This window comes from Empedobacter brevis, assembly GCF_965118635.1.
In the GTDB taxonomy this organism is placed as follows: Bacteria; Bacteroidota; Bacteroidia; order Flavobacteriales; family Weeksellaceae; genus Empedobacter; species Empedobacter brevis_A.
The window spans coordinates 1-22,765 of the sequence record NZ_CBCPHV010000009.1; the positions used below are offsets into that span (position 1 = coordinate 1).

The 22,765-nt window shown below is 30.3% G+C and carries 24 protein-coding genes; 15 read left to right on the forward strand and 9 right to left on the reverse strand.

The features are described from left to right. Positions 1 to 329: 329 nt before the first annotated feature. Positions 330 to 1,466, reverse strand: coding sequence for a hypothetical protein (locus tag ACMHJW_RS11425; protein WP_413533547.1), 1,137 nt, complete (start codon positions 1,464 to 1,466; stop codon positions 330 to 332). Beyond that, the gene (locus ACMHJW_RS11430) at positions 1,459 to 2,259 is read right to left on the reverse strand and encodes a hypothetical protein (RefSeq protein WP_413533548.1); all 801 of its coding nucleotides are present in this window, start codon (positions 2,257 to 2,259) and stop codon (positions 1,459 to 1,461) included. The genes ACMHJW_RS11425 and ACMHJW_RS11430 overlap by 8 nt, the downstream gene beginning before the upstream one ends. Positions 2,260 to 2,956: 697 nt before the next feature. Here ACMHJW_RS11430 and ACMHJW_RS11435 point away from each other — a divergent pair. After that, a complete protein-coding gene (locus tag ACMHJW_RS11435) occupies positions 2,957 to 3,493 on the forward strand; it encodes an RNA polymerase sigma factor (protein WP_413533549.1) in 537 nt (178 codons plus the stop codon). Between the two features lie 33 nt (positions 3,494 to 3,526). Beyond that, positions 3,527 to 3,934 (forward strand): hypothetical protein, encoded by a 408-nt coding sequence (locus tag ACMHJW_RS11440; protein ID WP_413533550.1) that lies wholly within the window; start codon positions 3,527 to 3,529, stop codon positions 3,932 to 3,934. 5 nt (positions 3,935 to 3,939) lie between these two features. Here the strand turns inward: ACMHJW_RS11440 and ACMHJW_RS11445 are convergent, their stop codons facing one another. The 3 genes from ACMHJW_RS11445 to mnmD all read right to left on the reverse strand — a co-directional run bounded on the left by ACMHJW_RS11445 (position 3,940) and on the right by mnmD (position 5,867). Beyond that, positions 3,940 to 4,236 (reverse strand): ATP-dependent Clp protease adaptor ClpS, encoded by a 297-nt coding sequence (locus tag ACMHJW_RS11445; protein ID WP_171621907.1) that lies wholly within the window; start codon positions 4,234 to 4,236, stop codon positions 3,940 to 3,942. Positions 4,237 to 4,247: 11 nt separating this feature from the next. Next, entirely contained in the window at positions 4,248 to 5,075 is an 828-nt protein-coding gene (gene prmA / locus ACMHJW_RS11450) for a 50S ribosomal protein L11 methyltransferase (protein WP_413533551.1), read from the reverse strand. A 75-nt stretch (positions 5,076 to 5,150) separates the two neighbouring features. Further along, on the reverse strand, positions 5,151 to 5,867 hold the full coding sequence (gene mnmD, locus ACMHJW_RS11455; protein ID WP_413533552.1) for a tRNA (5-methylaminomethyl-2-thiouridine)(34)-methyltransferase MnmD: 717 nt from the start codon (positions 5,865 to 5,867) through the stop codon (positions 5,151 to 5,153). Positions 5,868 to 5,947: 80 nt separating this feature from the next. On the opposite strand from mnmD, the gene ACMHJW_RS11460 reads away from it, so the two are divergent. The 3 genes from ACMHJW_RS11460 to ACMHJW_RS11470 all read left to right on the forward strand — a co-directional run bounded on the left by ACMHJW_RS11460 (position 5,948) and on the right by ACMHJW_RS11470 (position 8,621). Then, positions 5,948 to 7,009, forward strand: a complete 1,062-nt coding sequence (locus tag ACMHJW_RS11460; protein ID WP_413533553.1) for a branched-chain amino acid aminotransferase — start codon at positions 5,948 to 5,950, stop codon at positions 7,007 to 7,009. A 106-nt stretch (positions 7,010 to 7,115) separates the two neighbouring features. Further along, positions 7,116 to 8,138, forward strand: coding sequence for a DUF4407 domain-containing protein (locus tag ACMHJW_RS11465; protein WP_413533554.1), 1,023 nt, complete (start codon positions 7,116 to 7,118; stop codon positions 8,136 to 8,138). Positions 8,139 to 8,192: 54 nt separating this feature from the next. After that, positions 8,193 to 8,621, forward strand: coding sequence for a hypothetical protein (locus ACMHJW_RS11470; protein ID WP_413533555.1), 429 nt, complete (start codon positions 8,193 to 8,195; stop codon positions 8,619 to 8,621). Between the two features lie 33 nt (positions 8,622 to 8,654). Here ACMHJW_RS11470 and folP read toward each other — a convergent pair whose 3' ends face one another. Then, positions 8,655 to 9,482, reverse strand: a complete 828-nt coding sequence (gene folP / locus ACMHJW_RS11475) for a dihydropteroate synthase (protein WP_413533556.1) — start codon at positions 9,480 to 9,482, stop codon at positions 8,655 to 8,657. 53 nt (positions 9,483 to 9,535) lie between these two features. Here folP and ACMHJW_RS11480 point away from each other — a divergent pair, with 53 nt between their 5' ends. The 6 genes from ACMHJW_RS11480 to ACMHJW_RS11505 all read left to right on the forward strand — a co-directional run bounded on the left by ACMHJW_RS11480 (position 9,536) and on the right by ACMHJW_RS11505 (position 15,058). After that, positions 9,536 to 10,084: a DUF1599 domain-containing protein gene (locus ACMHJW_RS11480; protein ID WP_413533557.1), complete on the forward strand. Its 549-nt coding sequence runs from the start codon at positions 9,536 to 9,538 to the stop codon at positions 10,082 to 10,084. After that, complete coding sequence (locus ACMHJW_RS11485; RefSeq protein WP_413533558.1) at positions 10,081 to 11,205, forward strand: BT_3928 family protein; 1,125 nt, start codon at positions 10,081 to 10,083, stop codon at positions 11,203 to 11,205. The genes ACMHJW_RS11480 and ACMHJW_RS11485 overlap by 4 nt, the downstream gene beginning before the upstream one ends. A gap of 3 nt (positions 11,206 to 11,208) precedes the next feature. Further along, complete coding sequence (locus tag ACMHJW_RS11490; RefSeq protein ID WP_413533559.1) at positions 11,209 to 12,291, forward strand: ABC transporter permease; 1,083 nt, start codon at positions 11,209 to 11,211, stop codon at positions 12,289 to 12,291. A gap of 77 nt (positions 12,292 to 12,368) precedes the next feature. Beyond that, positions 12,369 to 13,127 (forward strand): triose-phosphate isomerase, encoded by a 759-nt coding sequence (gene tpiA, locus ACMHJW_RS11495; protein ID WP_413533560.1) that lies wholly within the window; start codon positions 12,369 to 12,371, stop codon positions 13,125 to 13,127. A gap of 219 nt (positions 13,128 to 13,346) precedes the next feature. Then, positions 13,347 to 13,967, forward strand: coding sequence for a hypothetical protein (locus tag ACMHJW_RS11500; protein ID WP_413533561.1), 621 nt, complete (start codon positions 13,347 to 13,349; stop codon positions 13,965 to 13,967). A gap of 176 nt (positions 13,968 to 14,143) precedes the next feature. Further along, positions 14,144 to 15,058 carry a helix-turn-helix transcriptional regulator gene (locus tag ACMHJW_RS11505; protein ID WP_413533562.1) on the forward strand — a complete coding sequence of 305 codons (915 nt, stop codon included), beginning with the start codon at positions 14,144 to 14,146 and terminating at the stop codon, positions 15,056 to 15,058. A gap of 29 nt (positions 15,059 to 15,087) precedes the next feature. Here the strand turns inward: ACMHJW_RS11505 and ACMHJW_RS11510 are convergent, their stop codons facing one another. Beyond that, on the reverse strand, positions 15,088 to 17,229 hold the full coding sequence (locus tag ACMHJW_RS11510) for a DNA topoisomerase 3 (RefSeq protein ID WP_413533563.1): 2,142 nt from the start codon (positions 17,227 to 17,229) through the stop codon (positions 15,088 to 15,090). A 325-nt stretch (positions 17,230 to 17,554) separates the two neighbouring features. Between ACMHJW_RS11510 and ACMHJW_RS11515 the strand changes: the two genes are divergently transcribed. The 4 genes from ACMHJW_RS11515 (at position 17,555) to ACMHJW_RS11530 (ending at position 20,577) form a co-directional block, all read left to right on the forward strand. Next, entirely contained in the window at positions 17,555 to 18,367 is an 813-nt protein-coding gene (locus ACMHJW_RS11515) for a MotA/TolQ/ExbB proton channel family protein (protein ID WP_038336866.1), read from the forward strand. A gap of 84 nt (positions 18,368 to 18,451) precedes the next feature. Then, positions 18,452 to 19,042: a biopolymer transporter ExbD gene (locus ACMHJW_RS11520; RefSeq protein ID WP_413533564.1), complete on the forward strand. Its 591-nt coding sequence runs from the start codon at positions 18,452 to 18,454 to the stop codon at positions 19,040 to 19,042. 18 nt (positions 19,043 to 19,060) lie between these two features. Beyond that, positions 19,061 to 19,594 carry an ExbD/TolR family protein gene (locus ACMHJW_RS11525; protein WP_413533565.1) on the forward strand — a complete coding sequence of 178 codons (534 nt, stop codon included), beginning with the start codon at positions 19,061 to 19,063 and terminating at the stop codon, positions 19,592 to 19,594. Positions 19,595 to 19,626: 32 nt separating this feature from the next. Continuing rightward, positions 19,627 to 20,577, forward strand: coding sequence for a hypothetical protein (locus ACMHJW_RS11530; protein ID WP_413533566.1), 951 nt, complete (start codon positions 19,627 to 19,629; stop codon positions 20,575 to 20,577). Positions 20,578 to 20,897: 320 nt separating this feature from the next. Here ACMHJW_RS11530 and ACMHJW_RS11535 read toward each other — a convergent pair whose 3' ends face one another. Next, positions 20,898 to 21,965, reverse strand: a complete 1,068-nt coding sequence (locus ACMHJW_RS11535; protein WP_413533567.1) for a M20 family metallo-hydrolase — start codon at positions 21,963 to 21,965, stop codon at positions 20,898 to 20,900. After that, positions 21,959 to 22,726, reverse strand: coding sequence for an acetylglutamate kinase (gene argB / locus ACMHJW_RS11540; RefSeq protein WP_413533568.1), 768 nt, complete (start codon positions 22,724 to 22,726; stop codon positions 21,959 to 21,961). Before argB ends, ACMHJW_RS11535 begins: the two co-directional genes overlap by 7 nt. Between the last annotated feature and the right edge of the window lie 39 nt (positions 22,727 to 22,765).

A 22,765-nucleotide genomic window follows, 5' to 3' on the forward strand; every position in this document is an offset into this window, starting at 1 on the left:
ATACCTTGAAAAGATTCTTAACTTTGCTGTTGCTACGTTCAGAATGACAGATTTATTTAATATTTACCGTTAGAAACTGTGTTAGGGATAGCAGTGGAAATCCTTTTATAGGATTTTAATTTTCTTGTTATGATTTTTATTTTTTTTCTACAAAAGATTGTAACGAATAGCCCGACCGAGCGATTGAATTAATTCTGTTTGATTTATTAGAATTTGTTCTAGGAAATATAGAATAGGAAGAAAAAAGAGCGAGGGAACGCCCAACTAATTTTCAAAATTGTATTGATATGAATTTACTAGATAAAAAATCCGACTATGAATCGGATTTACTATTTTTTTATAACTCGTTTGATTAAGTTAAACAGAATTAAGTAGAAAATAATTGATATAAAGATTAATTCAATGTTTACGTTTAAGTAATTGATTAATTCTTTTGGATGTTTTAAAGCTATTTTTACCAATTCTATTGGTCCTGTTATTAATTGATATTTGTAGGTAATAATAATATTAATAATCAGGTAAAACATGATCAATTGATTGAATAATCCATAAATAAGAAAAAAGAGCTCTTTCTTATTATCGAGTTTTAATTTTAGTGGATTTCTGAAAAAATCTTTTACTTTTTTAGAACTTACTGTTAATAAATTTGGTGTTTCTGTGATATCTGATAGAATCCAATATCCGTCAGTTCGGATGAATGGAATGAGCTGATAGAGAATAACCATTGTAGTTATCGCAATTATATCTTTGATATGATTATTTCCACTAATTAAATAGACTATAAATAAGCCTAGAATAGTAAATAATTGAATATAAACTCCTGCAAGATTTGTAATAATACGCTCTTGTTTTTTTACGGACCAAATTGGTGTTATATTAGAGTAGAATACCGGAAAAATGAAATAAACACCTATGCCTATTTCTCCATTTTTTTTAGCAAATCTATTACATGCTGCAATATGACCAAATTCGTGTATTAAAGCACTTATTAGATAGAAAACAAATAAATACAGCATATAATCCTTTTCAAAATTGATATGCTTAATTTGAGTAAGATTGTAGATAGAAAATAGGAATAATAATGTAAATGTTATCCAAAAGAAAGTAGGTTGAAATAAAGGTTGTAAAACTTTGGAAATTCTAGCTGCATTCTCTTTAGAGATTATTTTTGTTTCGAAGCGAATAAATGATTTTTTCTTTTTTATTTCTTCGTTTGCAACATTAAGCTCTAAACTATTTAAATTTTGTTCAACAATAGAATGAAAATCATCGTTGGAAACATAATCAAATTCTTCAATAAACTCGTTATAAGATTTATCTAAGTTGTATTGATTTCTTTTTAAAATTTCTAGAAGAGATTTTATTTCATCACTAACAATAAAGTATTTCTCGGAATGCTCAAATATCCAACTACGATCATTCTTTTTAGTGAATAAAAAATTTATATTTGTTAGAGAACTATACATTTCTAATTTCTTCAACCTTATTTTTCCATTCTTTTATTTGCGAATTGATAACATCAATCCAGTTTTCAATTTTAGTAAAATTATATTTTGTCACAATTTCTTTTGCTAATGAAAATTGTTCAATCATATAATTGAATTGTGGGTTGCATAATTCGTCAATTGCAAAAAATGCTTTGTGTGTGTACAATTGATTATCTGGATAATAATCTTTATCGTTCTTTAGATATTGAATGGTATTGGATATAATATAGGTAAATTGTTTTGCTTGCAAATCTTCTCCAATATCCGTAATATCATCATACATTTGGATTCCTTTGAAAATAAATGAAAGCATTAATTTTATATCCTCCGAATTGTAATTTGGTTGCAAAAGACTTATTCCATCAACAATAAAAAAAACAGGAATATGTTTTTCAACAGCAAGCTGCTCAAATTGATCTTTTGTAAGAATATGAGAATCAAAATCCCATAATTTTTCTTTAATTAAAACATCAAAATATATTTTACTGTATTTTGCTTTACTCTCAAAAATTGGAGAATTATCACCAAATAATTTGAGAAGTGTTTTTATGCATAATTCATAATGATCGGTTAAATTGACTAAAGGATTTGATTTCAATAAATTTTCATGAATTGGAATTTCATGATCAATCAATTTATCTAAATGAATTATATAATTATAATATGTTTTTGCAATAAGATCTAATTGACTTTTATTTTCATCTTTTAGTTCGATATTTTCAGTAAGAAAGTCGACAATTTCTTGAAAAAAAATTTGATTGATTTTGCTCATTTATGAACTTATTGTTTTGGAATTTTGTTTAGGTTGATAACTAAATTTTGCTGCGTAGAAAAAATAGGAATTTCATATACTTAATAGCAAAAAGTTTTTGTTTAAAGGATAAAATATGGTTAACCTTTTTGAGGTTAACCATATTTATGATTTTAATTACCTTCTTCTTAATTTTCAGGAACAGGTTTTTTGCATATTTTATCCAATAGGCAACAATAGAAAACAAACTCTTTTCTGTCTTCTAATTTTTCTACTTGAAAATCATTAATAGATTTTTTCATAATTAAATAGTTTTATGGGTTAATAAAAATTTATTCAAAATATTATCAAAGCATATATAGATATATCTAATGCTTGACGTAATGTATTCTTTTAAAAAATATGAGTGATACTTATTGAATGATATAAGTATAAATTGAAGTTTGTTTTTTCATAGGTAATTGAGTTATAGTTTGGTATTTTCAAATATAGAATAAATTCTAAATAATCTAAAAAAATGTGCGTATTTTAATTTATTGACATTCAATACTTTTTGTAAATCAAAAAAAAATAATTATTTAATAAATATTTATTTTTTCTTAGAATTATGATTTGAGATTAAATATCTTAAAAAAATGATAAATATTACATTTTTATGCATAATTGCCATTTTTGTATGAGCAAATTTAATAAGTTTACAGCTTCTTAAATTAATCGATTGGATCAAATTATTTTAAACTATATTCTTGAAAAAGATTTCGAAAAAGCATTTAAACTTATTGTAAAAGATTATCATCAAAAAGTTTATTGGCAGGTTCGTCGTATGGTTTTAATTCACGAAGATGCTGATGATATTACTCAAAATGTATTTATCAAAATATATCAAAATTTAAGTTCATTTAAAAGCGAATCAAAATTATCGACATGGATTTTTAGAATAACTTATAATGAAACAATTAATTTTATCCATAAAAATGCGAAAGAACAAAATGTTTCGTTTGAAGATTATTCAATAAATATTGCAAATGATTTATCTTCGGATGAATATTTTTCAGGTGATGAAATTGACCAAAAATTGCAAAAAGCGATTGCGAGTTTACCAGAAAAACAACGACTTGTTTTTATGATGAAATATTATGATGAGATGAAATATGAACAAATTTCAGAAATTTCAGGAACATCAGTTGGAGCTTTAAAAGCATCTTATCATCATGCGGTTACAAAAATTAAAGAATTTTTAGAAGATGAAGATTAAACCTTTTTAAATTTTTTTTGTCAAATGAATGATATGAAAACAAATGGATTAAAAAATAATTTTAAAGTTCCTAATGATTATTTTAAAGATTTGGAAAATGAAATTTATCTAAAAAGTATAAAACAAAAAGATAATTATACAGTTCCAAATAATTATTTTGATGATTTAGAGCAATCTATTTTATCGAAAACAATTCATAAGAAAGAAAATAAAATTATTCATTTTAAAATTTGGTGGGCTGCTGCTTGTATAATTATGCTAGCTTTAGTTGCAATTCCTTTTGTGATTAATTCAACTGAAAAATCTACAAATATTGTAGATACAAAAACAGAAACGCAGGTTTACGAGAAAATATATGATTCTTATATTGTGAGTGATCAAAATAAAAAATCGTCCAATATAACATTAGACGATTCTGATTTTGCTTTATATGATTATTAGAAATCTTAAATAATTTCTGCGCTCAAACCTCGGTTCAATAACTCTGTGCATCGAGGTTTTAAATCTTCTAATTCACCAGTCAATACTTCGCATTTACCTTTGTAGTGAATTAAAATTGAACATTGTTCAGCCTGTTCTGGTGTATGTTCACAAACATCAATCAAGGATTCGATAACCCAATCAAATGTATTAACATCATCATTGTAAACAATAATTTGATATTTGTGCGATTCCTGTTCCAATACATCAACAGCCGAATCTTTTTCCGTTTCCCATAATGGTTGCGTTGCGTATTTTATCATTTTATTTATTTTTATTTTTTGAAATGAAGTGCAATCCATTCATTTCGTTGTTTTTTAGATACAAATTTTAAACCATTTTCTGTACAAAAAGCCAAAATGTCATCAAAATCTTGTTCCATTAATCCACTTAAGAATAAATCTCCATTTTCATTCAAAACATTGATATAAGAAGGAATTTGACTTAATAGAATATTCTTGTTGATATTTGCCAAAATAATGTCAAAATGTTTGCTTCCTAAAAGTGAATTGTCACCCATTTTAGCATCTAAACTAACACCATTTCGTTTTCCATTTTCAATAGAATTTTCTACAGCCCATTCATCAATATCGATACATTCAGCATAGTTTGCACCACGTTTCATTCCTAAAATTGCAAGAATTGACGTTCCACAACCCATATCCAAAATATCTTTACCTGTAAATTCGGTTTCTAAGATATATTCTACCATTAAATGTGTTGTAGAATGATGTCCAGTTCCAAACGACATTTTAGGTTGAATGATAATTTCGTACGGAATATTTTCTACTGTTTCATGGAATTCTGCACGAATTAAACATTGATCATTTACTAAAATTGGAGTGAAATTTTCTTCCCAAGTTGCATTCCAATTTTGTTGTTCGATTTCTTGACGTGTATAAGAGAAATCAATATTTTCGATAGAATCTATAATCTCCTTAACTTGTTCAATATTTTCATCCGTTTTTGGCATATAAGCATCAAAACCTTCTTCGTTTTCAACAAAACTTTCAAAAGGTAATTCAGAAATCATTGCAATAATAATTTCATTAAAAGGCTCAACTTCCGCAACTTTAAATTTATATTCGATATAATTTGTCATAAAAAAATGTGGAAAACATCAAATTGTTTTTCCGGTGCAAATTTACGATTTTTATAATTAATTATAAAGTACAGATTATTTGTCGATAGCAAAGTCTTTTAGACCAACCATCATTTCTCTTTTACCTGGAGGTCCAGGACGTTTTTGTACAATATAGCCCAAATCTTTCAAGCCTCTTTTTATTGTTCCTTTTGCAGCATAAGTCGTAAAAATTGCAGATTTTTTAGTCAAAGAATCAACAATTTCTAATAAATCTTTTTCCCATAATTCTGGCTGAACACGAGAACCAAAAGCATCAAAATAAACCAAATCAAAATTATTTTCATTGATATTTTTTAGATGAAAGAAATCTTCTTTTACTTTTTTAATCTCGAAATAAGGAGATATTTTATGCCAATTTTCCCAACTTGAATGAAATAATTGTTCATAAAAATTCAAAAATTCATCTTTTCGATGTTCAAATTCGGGATAATGTTTAAAAACATCTTCGAAATAATTGACTAATTCAAATTCTTCATCCGAAACTGGAAACTTTTCAATTCCAACATATTGCACTTTAATTTTATTTTTTTCAGCTTCCATTAAAGTAATGAAAGAATTAAGTCCCGTTCCTAAACCAATTTCTATAATTTTAATCGGATTTGTTGTTTCAGTAAAATGATGAAATCCATTTTTTATAAATACATGAAAAGCCTCTTGTACAGCGCCGTGTTTTGAATGATAAGATTCATCCCAATCTTCAATATAGATAGTTTTTGATCCGTCTTCCGTTTCTTGAATAATTCTTTTCATCGTCGAAAGTTATGATATTTATTATGAAAAAGTGCAAATAAAATGTACCTTTGATAAGCACAAACAAAATATATCGCATAATGATTATAGAAAAAATTGCTGAATCTAAATTCAACGATTCAGTTTTCGACTCTACTGTTTTTGGTAAAGAGTTTACAGACCATATGTTAATTGCACATTACAAAGATGGTAAATGGGATGAACCAAAAATTGTTCCTTATGGACCAATTTCTATGACACCAGCCGCAATGTCTTTCCATTATGGGCAAACAATTTTTGAAGGAATGAAAGCCTACAAAAATGATAACGACGAAGTATTTATTTTCCGTCCAGAGAAAAACTTCGAACGTTTTAATTTATCTGCGGCACGTCTTAATATGCCTCAAATCCCAAAAGAAATTTTTATAGATGGTTTAGAAGCAATTATTGATTTAGATCGTCAATGGGTACCAAAAGATTATGGAACTTCTTTATATATTCGTCCTGTAATGTTTGCGACAGAAGAAGCTGTTTCTGCAAGAGCATCGAACGAATTTATTTTTGCTATTTTGTTAGCTTATGCTCCTAATTATTATGATAAACCTTTATCAGTAAAAATTGCTGATTATTATAGCCGTTCAGCTCAAGGTGGTGTTGGTTTTGCAAAATGTGGAGGAAACTATGCAGGTTCTTTCTTTCCAACTTCTGAAGCTCAAAAAGATGGTTATGATCAAGTGATTTGGACAGATTCAATCGAGCATAAATATATTGAAGAAGCTGGAACAATGAACGTAATGGTACGCATTGGAAATAAAATTTTAACTGCTCCAACATCTGAGCGAATTTTGAAAGGAGTTACTCGTGATTCTGTTTTAACATTGGCAAAAGATAATGGATATGAAGTAGAAGTTCGTCCAATTGAAGTACAAGAGTTATATGAAGCTTATAAATCTGGAGAATTAAAAGAAGTATTCGGTTGTGGAACGGCAGTTGTTATTACGCAATATGATGAAGTTGGTTTTGGTGAAGAAAGAGCTCAGTTACCAACTTTAGCTGAAGAAGATTCTTTTGCTTTACAATTGAAAGAAAAATTAAAAGACATTCAATACGGATTAGCAGAAGATCCTTATGGATGGAGAGTTAAAATAGAAGAAAAAGCTTAATCTTAATAGAAATAAGTTTTTTATAAATATAAGCTGACAATTTGATTGTCAGCTTTTTTTGGCACGATATTTATTATTATGTTATACAAAGTACTATATTTGAAAAATGAATGGACTACAGAAATTTTTAATCATCTGTTCAGGGAGTAGTCTTGAACTCTTGAAAAAAACACCAACAGATATCAATAAGCATGTCGGTATTGGCGGTGTCATATTATTTACAGGAATTTTGGCAGCTTTGTCTGCTGGCTATGCATTGAATACTGTTTTTGATAATATATATGCAGCAACTGCTTTTGGGCTTTTGTGGGGATTGATGATTTTTAATCTCGATCGTTATATTGTTACATCAATGAAAAAGTCAGGTGGATTTTTTCGTCAGTTTTTTGTGGCTTTACCACGTATTTTGGTTGCAATTCTATTGGGAATTGTAATTTCTAAACCATTAGAATTAAAAATATTTGAGAAAGAAATCAATAAGCAATTAAATATTATTGTCAATAGAAATAAAGCAGAATTGCAAAAAGGAATTGATGCGCGTTATGCAGAATTAGGAACACCCTTTTCGAATGAACGTAAAGAGATTTATGCTCAAATTGATCAATTAAGAGCTGAGTATAATTCTGCTTCTACAGAATTGGAAAAAGAAGTTGTAGGAACACAAACGGAAACAACAACTGGGAAAGAAGGTTATGGACCAAATGCTAAACGAAAAGCTGAATTGAAAAAACAAAAAGCTGCAGAAATCGAAACCTATATTCAACAATCTACACCGCGTTTAGTAGAAATCAATAAAGAATTAGATCGACTGAATATTGCCAAAGAGAAAGAAATTGAAGCTGCTAAACCGACAGAAGAAAATTACAATGGTTTTGCTGCGCGAATGCAAGCATTAGATGAATTGTCGGTTAATAATCCAATTTTAGGAACAGCTGCTATTTTTATAGCTCTTGTGTTTGTCTCCTTAGAAACAGCGCCAGTTTTGGTGAAATTAATTGCGCCAAAAGGCCCTTATGACTTTCTTTTAGAGAAACATGAACATTCATTCAAGGTTTTTAGTAAAGAATCCATTCAGATTATGGATATCAAAGCCGAAAAACGAATAAAAAATGAGTTAGAAAAAACATAAATAATTAAAAAAGTAACTTCTGTTTGAAGTTACTTTTTTAATTTTGTACAAGATATGGAAACTTATAAAATAGAAATTTACGGAGAAGACGAAAACCAAATTCAACGAATGGAAGAGGTGATCGCTCCTATAAAAGATATTCAGAATTATTTTTGGAAAATTCTTTGGATTGATGGCGAAAGCGAAACAGATGAATATTCTGTTTTCGAGTTGCAAGAAGTTATTGATCAACAAGACGGAATTTTTGTAGAATATGATCAATTGGAAAGTTTATGTTACAAAATGGAAACTGTAACAGAAGCATTGATTATTGGAGATAGAAAAGAAAATAATTTGCATGTAAATATTGAGGATGAAAATTTATATGATAACGAAGTTGTCCTTGAATTAGTGAAAGATTCGCATTGGCAAATTTTGACTTCGGATCTTAATATTGTTGATACATTCAAAGTTTTCTTTCCGAATAGTAAAATTATTGATTAAAAATAAAAGCCACTTTTTTAGTGGCTTTCTTATTTATTTTTGATTCAATTTATGAAAAATTTCTAACGTTTCTTTTGCTTCTTTTACATCGTGAACACGCAATATTTTTGCACCTTTTTGCAATGCAACCATATTTAGAACAGAAGTTCCATTTAAAGCTTCTTTTGGAGTTGTTCCAAATAAATTATAAATCATAGATTTTCTCGAAACTCCAACCAATAAAGGATAATTTTCAAATCCTAAAACATCCATTTTACTGAATAATTCATAATTATGATCTAACGTTTTAGCAAAACCAAACCCAGGATCTAAAATAATATCATTCACTTTTGCAGCTTTCAATTGAGCAATTTTCTCTGAAAAATATTCATTTACTTCTAACGTAATATCGGTATATTCAGGATTGTTTTGCATTGTTTGCGGCGTTCCTTTCATGTGCATTAAAATGTACGGAACTCGAAGTTCTTTAATGGCATCAAACATATTTTTGTCCAATTCCCAACCTGAAACATCATTTATAATAGAAGCGCCTGCATTTATAGCTTCGCGGGCAACATTTCCACGAAATGTATCAATCGAAATGATTAGTTCAGGATATTCAGCAATAATTTTTTCGATAATTGGCGCAGTTCTGTCAATTTCTTCTTGTTCCGAAATATTTTCAGCTCCAGGTTTTGTCGAATAACCACCAATGTCAATTATATCGGCACCTTCGGACAAATGTTTTTCGACTTTTTCTAAAATCAAATTGATTGATTGATTACTTCCGCCATCATAAAATGAGTTTGGCGTTGTATTCAAAATTCCCATAATTTTAGGTTCGTTCAAATCAATCAAACGACCATTACAATTAATTGTCATATCTTAGAAGTTCTTTAAGCAATTTCAATTATTTTTGAAATCGAAACGAAATTATGAAAAATACCTCAATTCAATTTAAAGAAATCATCTCAGTTTGTCGAGATTTATATACAAAAAAGTTACAAGATTATGGTCCGGCTTGGCGTGTACTGCGTTTGCCATCTTTGACAGATCAAATTTTTATAAAAGTAAATCGCATTCGTACTTTGCAAGAAGCTACGGAAAGATTGGTGGATGAAGACGAGGAAGGAGAATTTATTGCAATTGTTAATTATTCGATCATGGCATTGATTCAATTGGAACTTGGTTTTGTAGATCAACCTGATTTGACAGATGAACAAGCAATTGAGTTTTATGATAAATATGCTACAATAGCGCACGATTTGATGATGAAAAAAAATCATGATTATGGTGAAGCTTGGCGCGATATGCGTGTTAGCTCGATTACAGATTTGATTTATCAGAAAGTTTTACGAACAAAAAGTATAGAAGATAACAAAGGAAAAACGATTGTATCAGAAGGTTTGGATGCAAATTATTTGGATATGATTAATTATTCGATTTTCGCAATGATTTTAATTAACGAACAAAAAACATCATGAAATATCTTGTACAATTTTCCAGAATTATAGTAGGAATAATTTTCATTATTTCTGGATTTGTAAAAAATGTAGATCCAATAGGATTAAGTTTCAAATTAGAAGAATATTTTTCGCCAACAGTTTTAAACATTCCATTTTTAGAAAGTTTAAGTTTGCCTTTGGCTACATTTTTCTCACTTTTTGAAATCGTTTTAGGAGTTTTATTATTACTTGGCGTTTGGAGAAGATTTACGACAATTGCTTTATTGTTAACAATTATTTTCTTTACGTTCTTAACATTCTATTCAGCTTATTTCAACAAAGTAACCGATTGTGGATGTTTCGGAGATGCGCTAAAATTAGAACCTTGGACTTCATTTTACAAAGATGTTGTGTTATTGATATTGATTATTATTTTAGTCATTGGTCAAAAATATATCAAACCATTATTTGTAGAAAAAGCAAATTATGCAATCAATATTATTACAATTTTAGGTTCTGCAATTATTGCTTATATTGGAATTTATCATTTGCCAATTATCGACTTTAGACCATATGCTGTTGGTAAAAACTTGATAGAAGGAATGAAATCACCACAAGAATTAGGATTAAAACCAACAACATACAAAACTATTTATACGATGAAAAATAGTGTTGATGGAAAAGTAATTGAAATTGACGATAATCAATATGTTTCAGATGATAAATGGTACAAACATGGAACACCTTGGGTAATTGAAGCTGATAAAACGCGTACAATTGTGGAGAAAAAAGGTTATGAACCACCGATTCATGATTTTAATTTTGATTGTAATGGAGTTGATAAAACTTCTGAAATTTTAAACGCTCCAAAAGCAATTGTTTTTGTGATTCCTTTTGTTGAAAAAGTTAATAAAGAACAAATTGCAAAATTGAATGTTTTAGGAAAAGAAGCATCTAAATATAAAGGCTATAAAGTTGTAACAGTTTCCAATAATCCTATTCAAGGATTAGAACTTGAAAATTGTTTTATGGATCAAACAACGATGAAAACGATTATCAGATCAAATCCAGGTGTGATGATTTTAGAAAAAGGAACAGTAAAAGCGAAATTTCATTACAATGATTTTCCATCTCTTGATCAATTAGAAGAATTATTTTAAAAAGTGATTAATTATATTTTAAACAAAATTTTCTACGGATTTCTAACACTTTTTGGTGTAGTAACTGTTGTATTTCTATTGTTTTCAGTTCTTCCAGGAGATCCTGCACGAATGATGTTAGATCAGAAAGAAGATCCAGAACAATTGGCTCAAATTAGAAAAAACTTAGGTTTAGATCAACCTTTGTGGAAACAATATGCTTTTTATATAAATGATTTATCGCCAATTTCATTTCATAATATTGATGAAAAAAATACAACTTATACTTCATTAAGCTCGAATAAATACACGTATACAAAATTGTTGAATTTCGGAACAAATGAAATGGTTCTGAAAGCGCCTTACTTGCGAGAATCATTTCAAAAACAAGGAAAAAGTGTAAGTACAATTATCGGTGAAACTTTGCCAAATACAATGGTTTTAGCTATTTCAGCAATTATTATTGCAACTTTAATTGGAGTTGCATTGGGAATTGTTTCTGCTTTATTGAAAGATACTTGGGTAGACAGAGTTTTATTAGTTGTTACAAGTTTTGGTATGAGTATTCCATCTTTCTTTTCGGCGATTATTATCGCGTATATTTTTGCCTTTTTGTTACATAATGTTACGGGACTTAATATGATTGGAAGTCTGTACGAAGTAGATGATTTGGGCGAAGGAAAACATTTGGTATTGAAAAATTTAATTCTTCCAGCAATTACATTAGGATCTCGTCCATTAGCTGTTTTTACACAATTAACTCGAAATTCTTTGTTAGAAGTTTTGAACCAAGATTATATTCGAACAGCTTTTGCAAAAGGACTTTCAAGAAAAACAGTCATTACAAAACATGCCTTACGAAATGCAATGAATCCTGTTGTAACAGCAATTTCTGGTTGGTTTGCATCTATGTTAGCAGGTTCTGTTTTTGTGGAATTTGTTTTTGGTTGGAATGGTTTAGGAAAAGAAATCGTAAATGCATTGAACACTTTAGATCTACCAATCGTAATGGGAGCAGTTTTGGTAATTGCTGTAATGTTCATCATTATAAATATTTTAGTAGATATTCTTTACGGAATTTTAGATCCGCGCGTTCGCATAAAATAAATCAGTTATAAATTCGCGATAAATAATTATCTTGCAATAAATATTAAAACAAAAAATCAAATAAAATATACATTTTTATGCGTGATAAAATAATAGCAGGAAACTGGAAAATGAACTTAAACTTTGAAGAGGCAATTCATTTAGCAACTAATCTTAATGCTTGGGTAGCAGACAATCAACCAATTGCACAAGTTATTATTGCGCCTTCTTCTATTTATTTGCAAACATTATTAGAAACTGTTGATGAACAATATGTGAAAGTTTCTTCTCAAGATATTTCGGCTCACGAAAAAGGAGCATATACAGGAGATATTTCAGCAGAACAATTAGATAGTATCGGATTAGATTTCGCTATAATTGGACATTCTGAACGTAGAGAATATCAAGGAGAAACTGATACTATTATTGCTCAAAAATTAAAGCAAGCTTTCAAACATCAAATTAATCCAATTCTTTGTGTTGGAGAAAAATTGGAAGAGCGCGAAGCAAATGATCATTTTCAAGTCGTAAAAAATCAATTAATGAGTGCATTAGTTGAACAAAAACCAGAAGATCTTTCTCGTTTAATTATTGCTTACGAACCAGTTTGGGCAATTGGAACAGGAAAAACAGCTACACCAGAACAAGCACAAGAAATTCATGCCTTTATTCGTCAAATTCTGAATGATGAATTTGGAGTAGAAGTAGCGAATGATACAAGTATTTTGTATGGAGGAAGCGTAAATGCTCAAAATGCAAATGAAATTTTTGCTCAACCAGATATCGATGGTGGTCTTGTTGGTGGTGCTTCATTAAAATATGATGATTTCGTGCATATCATTACAGCATGTAAATAATTCAAATTATAAAATAGTCAAAAAGCTCAACATTGTTGAGCTTTTTTTATGTTCAATATTTTCATCAACAATGTTCAACATTCTAGTTCTTCACTCAAACTTGATATAAATAACTCTTCTATTAAGAAAATTATAACATTTATTAGGATTAATTAAGATTTTTCGGAACGGTGTCTGCAAAAATTTATAAATATATACAAACAGAAAAAACACATTATTATGAAAAAATTAATGCAAGTATTAGGAGTCGCAGCAATAGGATTAGTTTCTTTCTCTTTTAGTACAAAAAATGAAGCTCCAATAACAAAATCTCAATACAATGTAAATATTGTTGATGAAGCTCCAAAAGTTGTTATTCTCGATATTGTAGATAATATCGCAGCACCTTCAGAAACTAATATTGCAACAGAATTTAAATCTAAAGTTGAAGCTTTAAATAAAGAAAACGTTCAAGTACTTTTATGGAAAGATTTAACAAAAGGATTGAAAGAAGAAGAAAAAAAATCAATTATCGATAGTTTAAAACCAGAATTAATCATGACTTTAAGCTTTGATAAGTCGGATGATAACACAAATAAAGTTGCAGCTGTTGTTTCTAAACAGAATGTAGCTTTCGAAGATACATTCAAAGTTGCACGCGATTTAGCTGAAAATCTAAATTCAACTTCAGTTAAAAATGATGGAGTATATCAAAACGACTCAAATTATATTCAAGATAATTTGGCTCCTTCAATCTTTTTAAGTGTAAAAGTGAAAAATGAACCAACTTCAAATGCTGAAATTATCAATAAACTTTCTAATTTCATCGAAACAGTTCAAGTTAATGAGCAAGAATTGTAAAATTCACAACAAGAATTTATAAATATTCATTTTGCAAATTCAGCAATAAATAATAGAATAATTTTTTGAATATTACATTTTTATTAATGGAAAAAAGTAACATTTTATAAGGAAATGTTACTTTTTTTTGTTTTTAATTGTAGATGACTTAAGTTTGTTCAAACACTTACAACTCAATGTCAAAACAAGGTTATATTGCGCGTTATTTCAATATTGTTCGTAAATTATCACAACAAAAGTATTGTTCTTATGAAGATTTAGAACGTTTTTTGGAACGAGAATTTGAGATGTTACAACTTCAAGATGATACATTAGAATTTAATTTTTCGAAAAGAACATTGCAGCGCGATATACGAGAAATTAGAACTATTTTGGGAATCGACATTATGTACAGTCGCAGTCAGCGCGGATATTATATTATTCAAGATAATTATAGCGATGATTTATTTCTGAAAACTTTAGAAGAAATCAATAGTTTTTCTGCTTTAAAATTGACGAATTCATTGGATTCTATTGTCTATTTAGAAAAAAGAAAACCAAAAAGAGCTGAGTTTTTACCAGATATTATTCAAGCAATTCAGAAGAAAAAGAAAATAGAATTTCATTATCAAAAGTTTGGAGAGGAAAAAGAAACAGTTCGTAAAGTTTCGCCAATTGCGATAAGAGAACACAATAACCGTTGGTATTTAATTGCTGATGATAAAGGAATTATCAAAAATTTTGGTTTGGAACGAATGAATAAAGTTTCGATTCATCGCGAAAGAATTGATGATAATATTGAGTTTAATTACGATGATAAGTATAAATATTCATACGGAATTATTGTTCCAACTTCTGAAAAGCCAGAAAAAATAATCCTTTCTGTGACCAAAAAACAAGCAGCATATTTAGAATCTTTGCCTTTGCATGAATCGCAACAAATTTTAGGAACTAAAAATGATGAAGTTTTAATTGGTTTAGAATTATTTTTGACCGAAGATTTTATTAGCGAAATTCTTTCTCTCAGCCGAACAGTTACGATTATTGAACCCAAAAAACTGAAAGAAAAAGTAAAAACAATTTTACTAGAAACGTTAGAGAAATATAATTAACGAGTTTCGAATTTCGAAACTCGTTTTTCTTACATTTCTTCAAATTCTAAATCGAAATTCATTCCCAAAATAGCTTTCCCAGAAACTTTAGCTCCATTCTCAGGATTGATTAATCCAGCCATTTTTCCAGTTTTTTGTTTGGTTACTAAATCTAAAATCTGTTTATCAGTTAATTTTTTGCCCATAAACTCAAATGGAATTTTAAATCCACATTCTTTAAAATTAGAACAACCGTAAGCTGCTTTTCCTTTAACCAATTTGTGTGATTTACATTTTGGGCAAGTGGCATCTTCTAGATTAATTTCTTCTTTTGGTTTACGTTCTTTTTTAGGTTTTTCCGTTGTTTGAACTGAATTTTGGTGAGAAGCAATTGGTCTGTAATAACTGTTTTTAACATCAAATGTTAATTTCGAAACCATTTCAATTAATTCTTGTTTAAACTGGTCCAATTCGTATTCACCTTTTTCTATTAAACGAAGTTTTCTTTCCCAAACACCTGTTAATTCAGGAGATTTTAATAATTCATCTTGAATCGTATCAATCAAATCAATACCAGTTTGTGTTGCAACTATATTACGTTTTTTCTTTTCAATGTATTTTCTACGAAACAATGTTTCGATGATATTTGCTCGAGTAGAAGGGCGGCCAATTCCGTTTTCTTTCATCAATTCGCGCATTTCTTCATCGTCTACTTGTCGTCCAGCAGTTTCCATTCCACGTAACAGCGTTGCTTCTGTATAATGTTTTGGTGGAGTTGTTTTTCCTTTATGAATAAAAGGTTCGTGAGGACCTTTTTCACCAATCTCGAAAATTGGCATTATCTTTTCTTCGTCCTTTTCATCCTCTTTTTTATCCTTTGCATAAACTTCACGCCAGCCCATTTCAAGGATTTGTTTTCCTGTTGCTTTAAAATTTATTGCAGAAAGTTGTCCATCTTTTCCTGTGTTTTCAACTTTTCCTTCGACAGTTGTATTTGCCACTTTACATTCTGGATAAAAAACAGCAATAAATCGTCGTGCAACCAAATCATAAATACGTTTTTCTTCGTTCGATAAACCTTGCGGAAAGATTTCGGTCGGAATAATCGCATGATGATCAGTTACTTTTGTATTATCAAAAACAGCTTTTGACATTGGGATAGGTTGCGTCATCAAAGGAGCAACCAAATTTTGATAAGCTGTAAGTTTATTCAAAATCCCTGGAACTTTAGGATAAATATCTTCAGATAAATAAGTTGTATCGACACGCGGATAAGTCACAAATTTTTTCTCGTAAAGACTTTGTATATATTTTAAAGTATTCTCCGCAGAAAATGCATATTTTTTATTCGCTTCTACTTGTAAAGCTGTCAAATCAAACAAACGAGGATTTTTTTCGCGTCCTTCTTTTATTTCGAAATCAATGATTTCAAATTCTTGATCTTTTATAAAATCTAAACCTTGTTTGGCTTTTTCTTCAGATTTTAAGCGAGGAATTGTCGCATTAAATTCAACTTCTTTGAAAATTGTTTTTAATTCCCAATATTCCTCTACAATAAATGCATTGATCTCCTTTTGGCGCTGAACAATCATCGCTAAAGTTGGCGTTTGTACTCGACCAATAGAAAGAACAGTTTTGGGTGGAGCAAATTTTTTGGTAAACAATCGTGTAGCATTCATTCCTAATAACCAATCGCCGATTGCACGAGCTTGTCCAGCAGAAAAAAGATTGAAATATTTTTCACCATCTTTTAAATTCTCGAAACCTTCTTTTATAGCTTCTTCTGTTAAAGAAGAAATCCAAAGTCGTTTCATGGGTGCTGTCGCACGTGCTTTTAATAATACCCAACGTTGTATCAATTCACCTTCCTGTCCAGCATCACCACAGTTTATAATCTCTTGAACTTGATTATTTGTTACTAATTTTTCAATAATATGAAATTGTTTTGATACACCTTTGTCAGCAATTAATTTAATCCCGAAACTTTGCGGAATCATTGGTAAATAATTAAGATCCCAACTTTTCCATTCAGGTGTATAATCTTGCGGTTCTTTTAGCGTACATAAGTGCCCGAAAGTCCAAGTTACTTGAAATCCATTACCTTCATAGTATCCATCATGCTTCTGATTTGCACCAATTACTTTGGCAATATCTTTAGCAACACTTGGTTTTTCGGCGATACAAACTTTCATAGGATTTATAATTATTGATGTGCAAAAATCAAAATAATAATTTAATTCTTAAAAAAAAATATAAATATGTATAATTATTGAATAAATTTGCGATAGGTTAGGTTTTTGTGAAGAGGCTGATTTAAATAAAATTATTAATTGTTTATTATTAGGTATATTGTTTTTGAATTGTTTTTAATTATCAAATCAAAAAAAAAATCTATTGATTTTAAATAGATTGTAAATTTAATATGATAACAACGTAAAAAATTTAGAAGAATTAAAAAATTTTCACTTAATTTACACCCACATTAATAAAAATCATAATATTTAAAAGAATTAGTAAATGGAAAAGAATGTAACAGTACCAGCTAAAACTAAAAAGGGAGGTCTTAACCCTGTGATTACTATGATCATTTTAATTGCAATTGCAATGGGGATCTTCAAGTTTGTATTTGGAGCAGAAGGTAATTTTGAAGGAGGTGATGTAGAAAAAGGTAATCCTCTAAACTTTTTAGGAATTATTCATAAAGGGGGGGTAATCATCCCATTCTTAATGTCTTTCTTCTTTATGGTAATCGTTTTCTCAATCGACCGTGTTATCGCTTTAAACAAAGCTAAAGGAACTGGATCTGCTGAAAAGTTTGTTAACGACATTCGTGCTTTATTAAACAAAAATGAAGTAAACAAAGCAATTGAATTATGTGACAAACAAAAAGGAGCTGTAGGTAATGTAGTTAAAGAAGGTTTAACAACTTACAAAGCTTTAGAAAATGATACAACTTTAAACAAAGAGCAAAAATTAGCTCAATTAGGTAAAACGTTAGAAGAGGCTACAACATTAGAAATGCCAACGTTAGAGAAAAACATGACAATTATCTCTACAATTGCTTCTGTAGGTACGTTAATTGCCTTAATGGGTACTGTAATCGGTATGATTAAAGCATTCTTCGCATTAGGTGAAGGAGGAGGATCTCCAGATGCTGCACAATTATCAGTAGGTATTGCCGAAGCCTTAATTAATACAGGTATGGGTATTGGTGCTTCTGCATTCGCTATCATTATGTACGCTTTCTTAACTTCTAAAATTGATGACTTAACATTCAAAATTGACGAAGTAGGAATGAGTATTCAACAATCTTTCTCTGCTCACAATTAATATTCATTGACGAAGCCTTAGAAGGATAGTATAAGGACAAAATCAAATAAAAAACAATTTAGAATATTAAATAATACAGAGAAAATGGCAAGAGTAAAACCAAAAAGAAGAGGTCCTTCGATGGACTTAACAGCTATGTCTGACATGGCTTGGCTTTTGTTAACTTTCTTTATTTTGACATCTAACTTTAGAGAACCTGAAGTTGTTCCTGTCGTAACACCAACATCTGTTTCGAACCAAAAAATGGCTGCAGAAAACATGATGGTTATCAAAATTGATAATGAAGGGAAGTTCTTATTCGGATTAGAAGAAAAAGATCGTATTCCTACATTAGAAAGAATGGGTGATAAGTACGGAGTGAAATTTACAGATGCTGAAAAGAATGCATTCAAAAGCATAGTAGAGTTTGGTGTACCAATGAATGAAATGAGAAATTATTTAAATCAGTCTACTGATAAACAACAATCATATCATCCAGGTATTCCATTAGATACGATACCTAACAAAAATCAAGAATTAATTGATTGGGTATTTGAAGCAAAAGAAGCGAACCCAGATATTTTCTTAGCAATTAAAGGTGATCAAAAATCTGAATATATTAAATTCAAGACATTGATCCAACAATTGCAAGAAAAGAACATGAATAAGTTCCAGTTAATTACATCTCAAGAATAATTATTAAGAAATTAAAAAATGGCACAAATAGAAAGTCACGATGACGGTGGCGGAAAGAAAGTCCGTTCCAAAAAGAATTCGACGAAAGTCGATATGGCTCCTTTGGTTGATTTAGGTTTCTTATTAATTACTTTCTTTATGTTTGCAGCGACTTCGATCAAACCAAACGTAATGAACTTGAACATGCCTCCAAAGATTCCTCAAAATGTTGTACCTCCAACAGAAGTTAAAATTGAAAACTCAGTTACAATTTTAGTTGCAAAGGATAATAAATTATTTTGGTATCAACAAGAGGCTGGTAAATTAAATGCCGGAAACTTAAATGAGACTGATTACTCTGCTGAGGGTATTCGTAAAGTAATCACTACTGCTGCATCTAGAGCAAGTGACAAAGAAAAATTTACTGTAATTATCAAACCAATGGATAATGCTACGTATGATAATTTAGTAAATGTGTTAGATGAAATGGAGATTACTAAATCTACACGATACGGTATCGTTCAAGTAACACCTGAAGAACAAAAGGTTTACGATGAAAAAGTAGGTAAATAATTAGTTTAATTGTTAAATTTAAAAGAATTAAAATGTCAGAAAATAACAACAAACTAAAATCCTTAGACGAGATTGTATTTGAAGGTAGAAATAAAGCGTACGGTGCTTATGATATGAGAATGTCTGAGAAAAGTACATTATTAAAAGCTTTCATACGTGGATTTATAGTAATTGCGATTTTAGCTTTCGCTCTTATTGCATCTGCAACAGGAATGTTCAATAGTAAAAAGACAGAAGATGTAGTCGTAGACGTACAGCTTGAAGATTTGAATATGCCTGAACCTCCAAAAGAGGAAGAAGTGGTAGAACCAGAACCGGAGCCAGAACCAGAACAACAAGAAAATCATTATCAAGAGGAAACTGCCCAAGAGAAATTCGTGATGCCAGAACCTAAAGAACAACCAAAGAAAGAGGAAACGATTCCTCCTAAAGAAGAATTGGTTGGTAAAGATTTATCTTTTGAAAAACGTGAAGGGAAGGAATCTGATGGTCAAACTGGAGGGGGACCTGTTAATTTAAATAAAGAAGCTCCTAAAAATACAACTCAAGCTCCTAAAACAGAGGATAAAGGTGAAAAACCTGCTGCTCCTTCTACAGTAACTGCTCGTACAGCTGCTGTAATGGCAGTATATCCTGGTTGTGAAAAGGAAGCTGCGAAAGGTAAGGATGCCGCGACAAAATGTTTATCAGACAGATTGTCAAGAGATTTGACGGATGAGTTGCAAGATTTTGCAAATGATCAAGCTGGTCAAGGATCTGGTATAGTTTCAGCTAAATTGACTTTCCAAATTGATACTGAAGGTAGAATTGTTGGAATCTCTCCAATGGGTGATGCTAAGTTAGGACCTGAAGCTAAAAAAGCTTTAGAGCGTATTACACAACGTCAACAAAGAAGAGGAAAAACGATTAAACCTGCTCAGACAGAAGATGGTCGTGCTGCGAAGTTGAATTTCAACATCCCAGTGAAAATGCAAATTGAGTAATACTTAATTACATTATATACGAAAAGAGGCTAATTTTATTAGCCTCTTTTTTATGTTAATAACTTTTGATATTAATAAAGTTAAGCAACTTCCATTCAAAACATAAGGAAGACTTGCTAAAAAGCCACGTAGCTTTTAACCAAAAGGTAAGCTTGAGTTACTGAAAACCTGCGCAGCTTTTTATCGAAACCTGTGCGGCTTTCTATTGACTATTGCTTAAGTTGTATGCTTAATGTAGTTTATGATGAAAAAGAAAAGCATCTTCAATACTCTTGAAGATGCTTTTGTTCTTTATTTATGTGAGGGATATTATCTTTCGATTAAAATATGAAATCTTTTAATAGACTGGTATATCGCTCAATTCCATGCTCTATTTCTGATAGATAAATATACTCGTCGGGTGTGTGCGAACGTGCTGAATCTCCAGGTCCCATCTTTACCGTTTCAAAATTCATCATTGCCTGATCCGACATTGTTGGTGATCCGTAAGTAGAGCAACCTAATTCGATTCCTTTTTGTACAATTGGATGATTTTCTGAAATACGAGAAGAGTTTAATCGTAATGAGCGTGCTTTTACTTCTGCATTTGGTAGAGAACTTGTAATAATATCAAAAACTTCTTGATTCGAATACAATTCATTTACACGACAATCAACAACTAAATGGCATTCATCTGGCACGACATTGTGTTGTTTTCCTGCTTCTATTTGCGTAACAGTCATTTTTACTGGTCCTAACATATCTGAAACTCTTTCGAATTGATAATTTTTGAACCAATTGATGACTTCTAACGCTTCGTAAATCGCATTTACACCTTCGTTGCGTGCCGCGTGTCCTGTTTTACCTTTTACAATAACATCCATCACAACTAAGCCGCGTTCTGCAATAGCCATATCCATTTGCGTAGGCTCGCCTACTATTCCCAAATCTATTTTTGGTAAGTTAGGCAGAATACTTGCGACATTCAATTGCCCAGAGCTCTCTTCCTCTGCCGTAATTGCAACGATAAGGTTGTAAGGCAAATCTTCATTCAAGAAATTGATATAAGTAGCCAACAAACTTACTGCCGAAGCACCCGCGTCATTGCTACCTAATCCTACTAATTTGTCGCCTTCGATAGTTGCTTGTAGGGGATCATATGTCCATGTAGAGCCGAATTTTACTGTATCGTGATGCGAGTTTAGTAATATTGTTTTCTTATTCTCATCGAAATTTGGATGAATACTCCAAACATTGTTATTTTGACGATGAGCTGTTGCGCCATGATCGGTTAAAAACTTGAAAATAATATCGGCTGTTTTGTCTTCTTCACTTGAAAAAGATTGAGTTTCGATTAATTGGCATAACAAATCGACAGCTTTCTTTTTTAGAACTGCTAATTCTAACATAAAATTGTTTTAATCTCTGAGTTAATGTTGCGCGCGTGAACTAAACATACATTTTTTACACCCGCTTTAATTACTTTGAATGAATTGTCTAATTTCGGAATCATTCCTTCGAAAATTACACCTTCTTCTTTTAATTGCAAATATAAAGTTTCGTTAATTTCTGGGATCAATGTTTTGTCATCATGTACATCGCGAAGAACACCAATTTTATCGAAGCAGAAATTAAGCTCAACCTCATTTTCTTGTGATAATGCAACAGCAATTGTGGAGGCTATTGTGTCTGCGTTTGTATTTAGCAATTGTCCATTTCCATCATGTGTAATGGCACAAACAACTGGCGTAATATTATTGTCGATTAACAATTGGAATAATTCTTTGTTAACGCTTTCATCTGTTAAATCTCCAACAAAACCATAGTCAATTGTTTTTACAGGTCGCTTAGAACCTTTGATAGCATTGCCATCAGCACCAGATAATCCTAATGCATTACAATCGAATTCTTGTAGTTTAGCGACAATTGTTTTATTGATATTTCCGGCATACAAACCTGTTACAACATCTAGTGTTGGTTTGTCTGTTATGCGACGACCTTCTACCATATTTGGTTCTATTCCGAGTTGATTTAACATCTTCGAAGCACCTTTTCCTCCTCCATGTACCAATATTTTTGGACTATCAATTTCTGCAAAAGTTTTAAGAAACTGCTCTAACTCTTGGCTGTCGTCTATAATTCCACCTCCGATTTTAATAATTTTCAACATCTTAATAAATATGTAAATTTTGTTTGCTTTTTTTTGGTG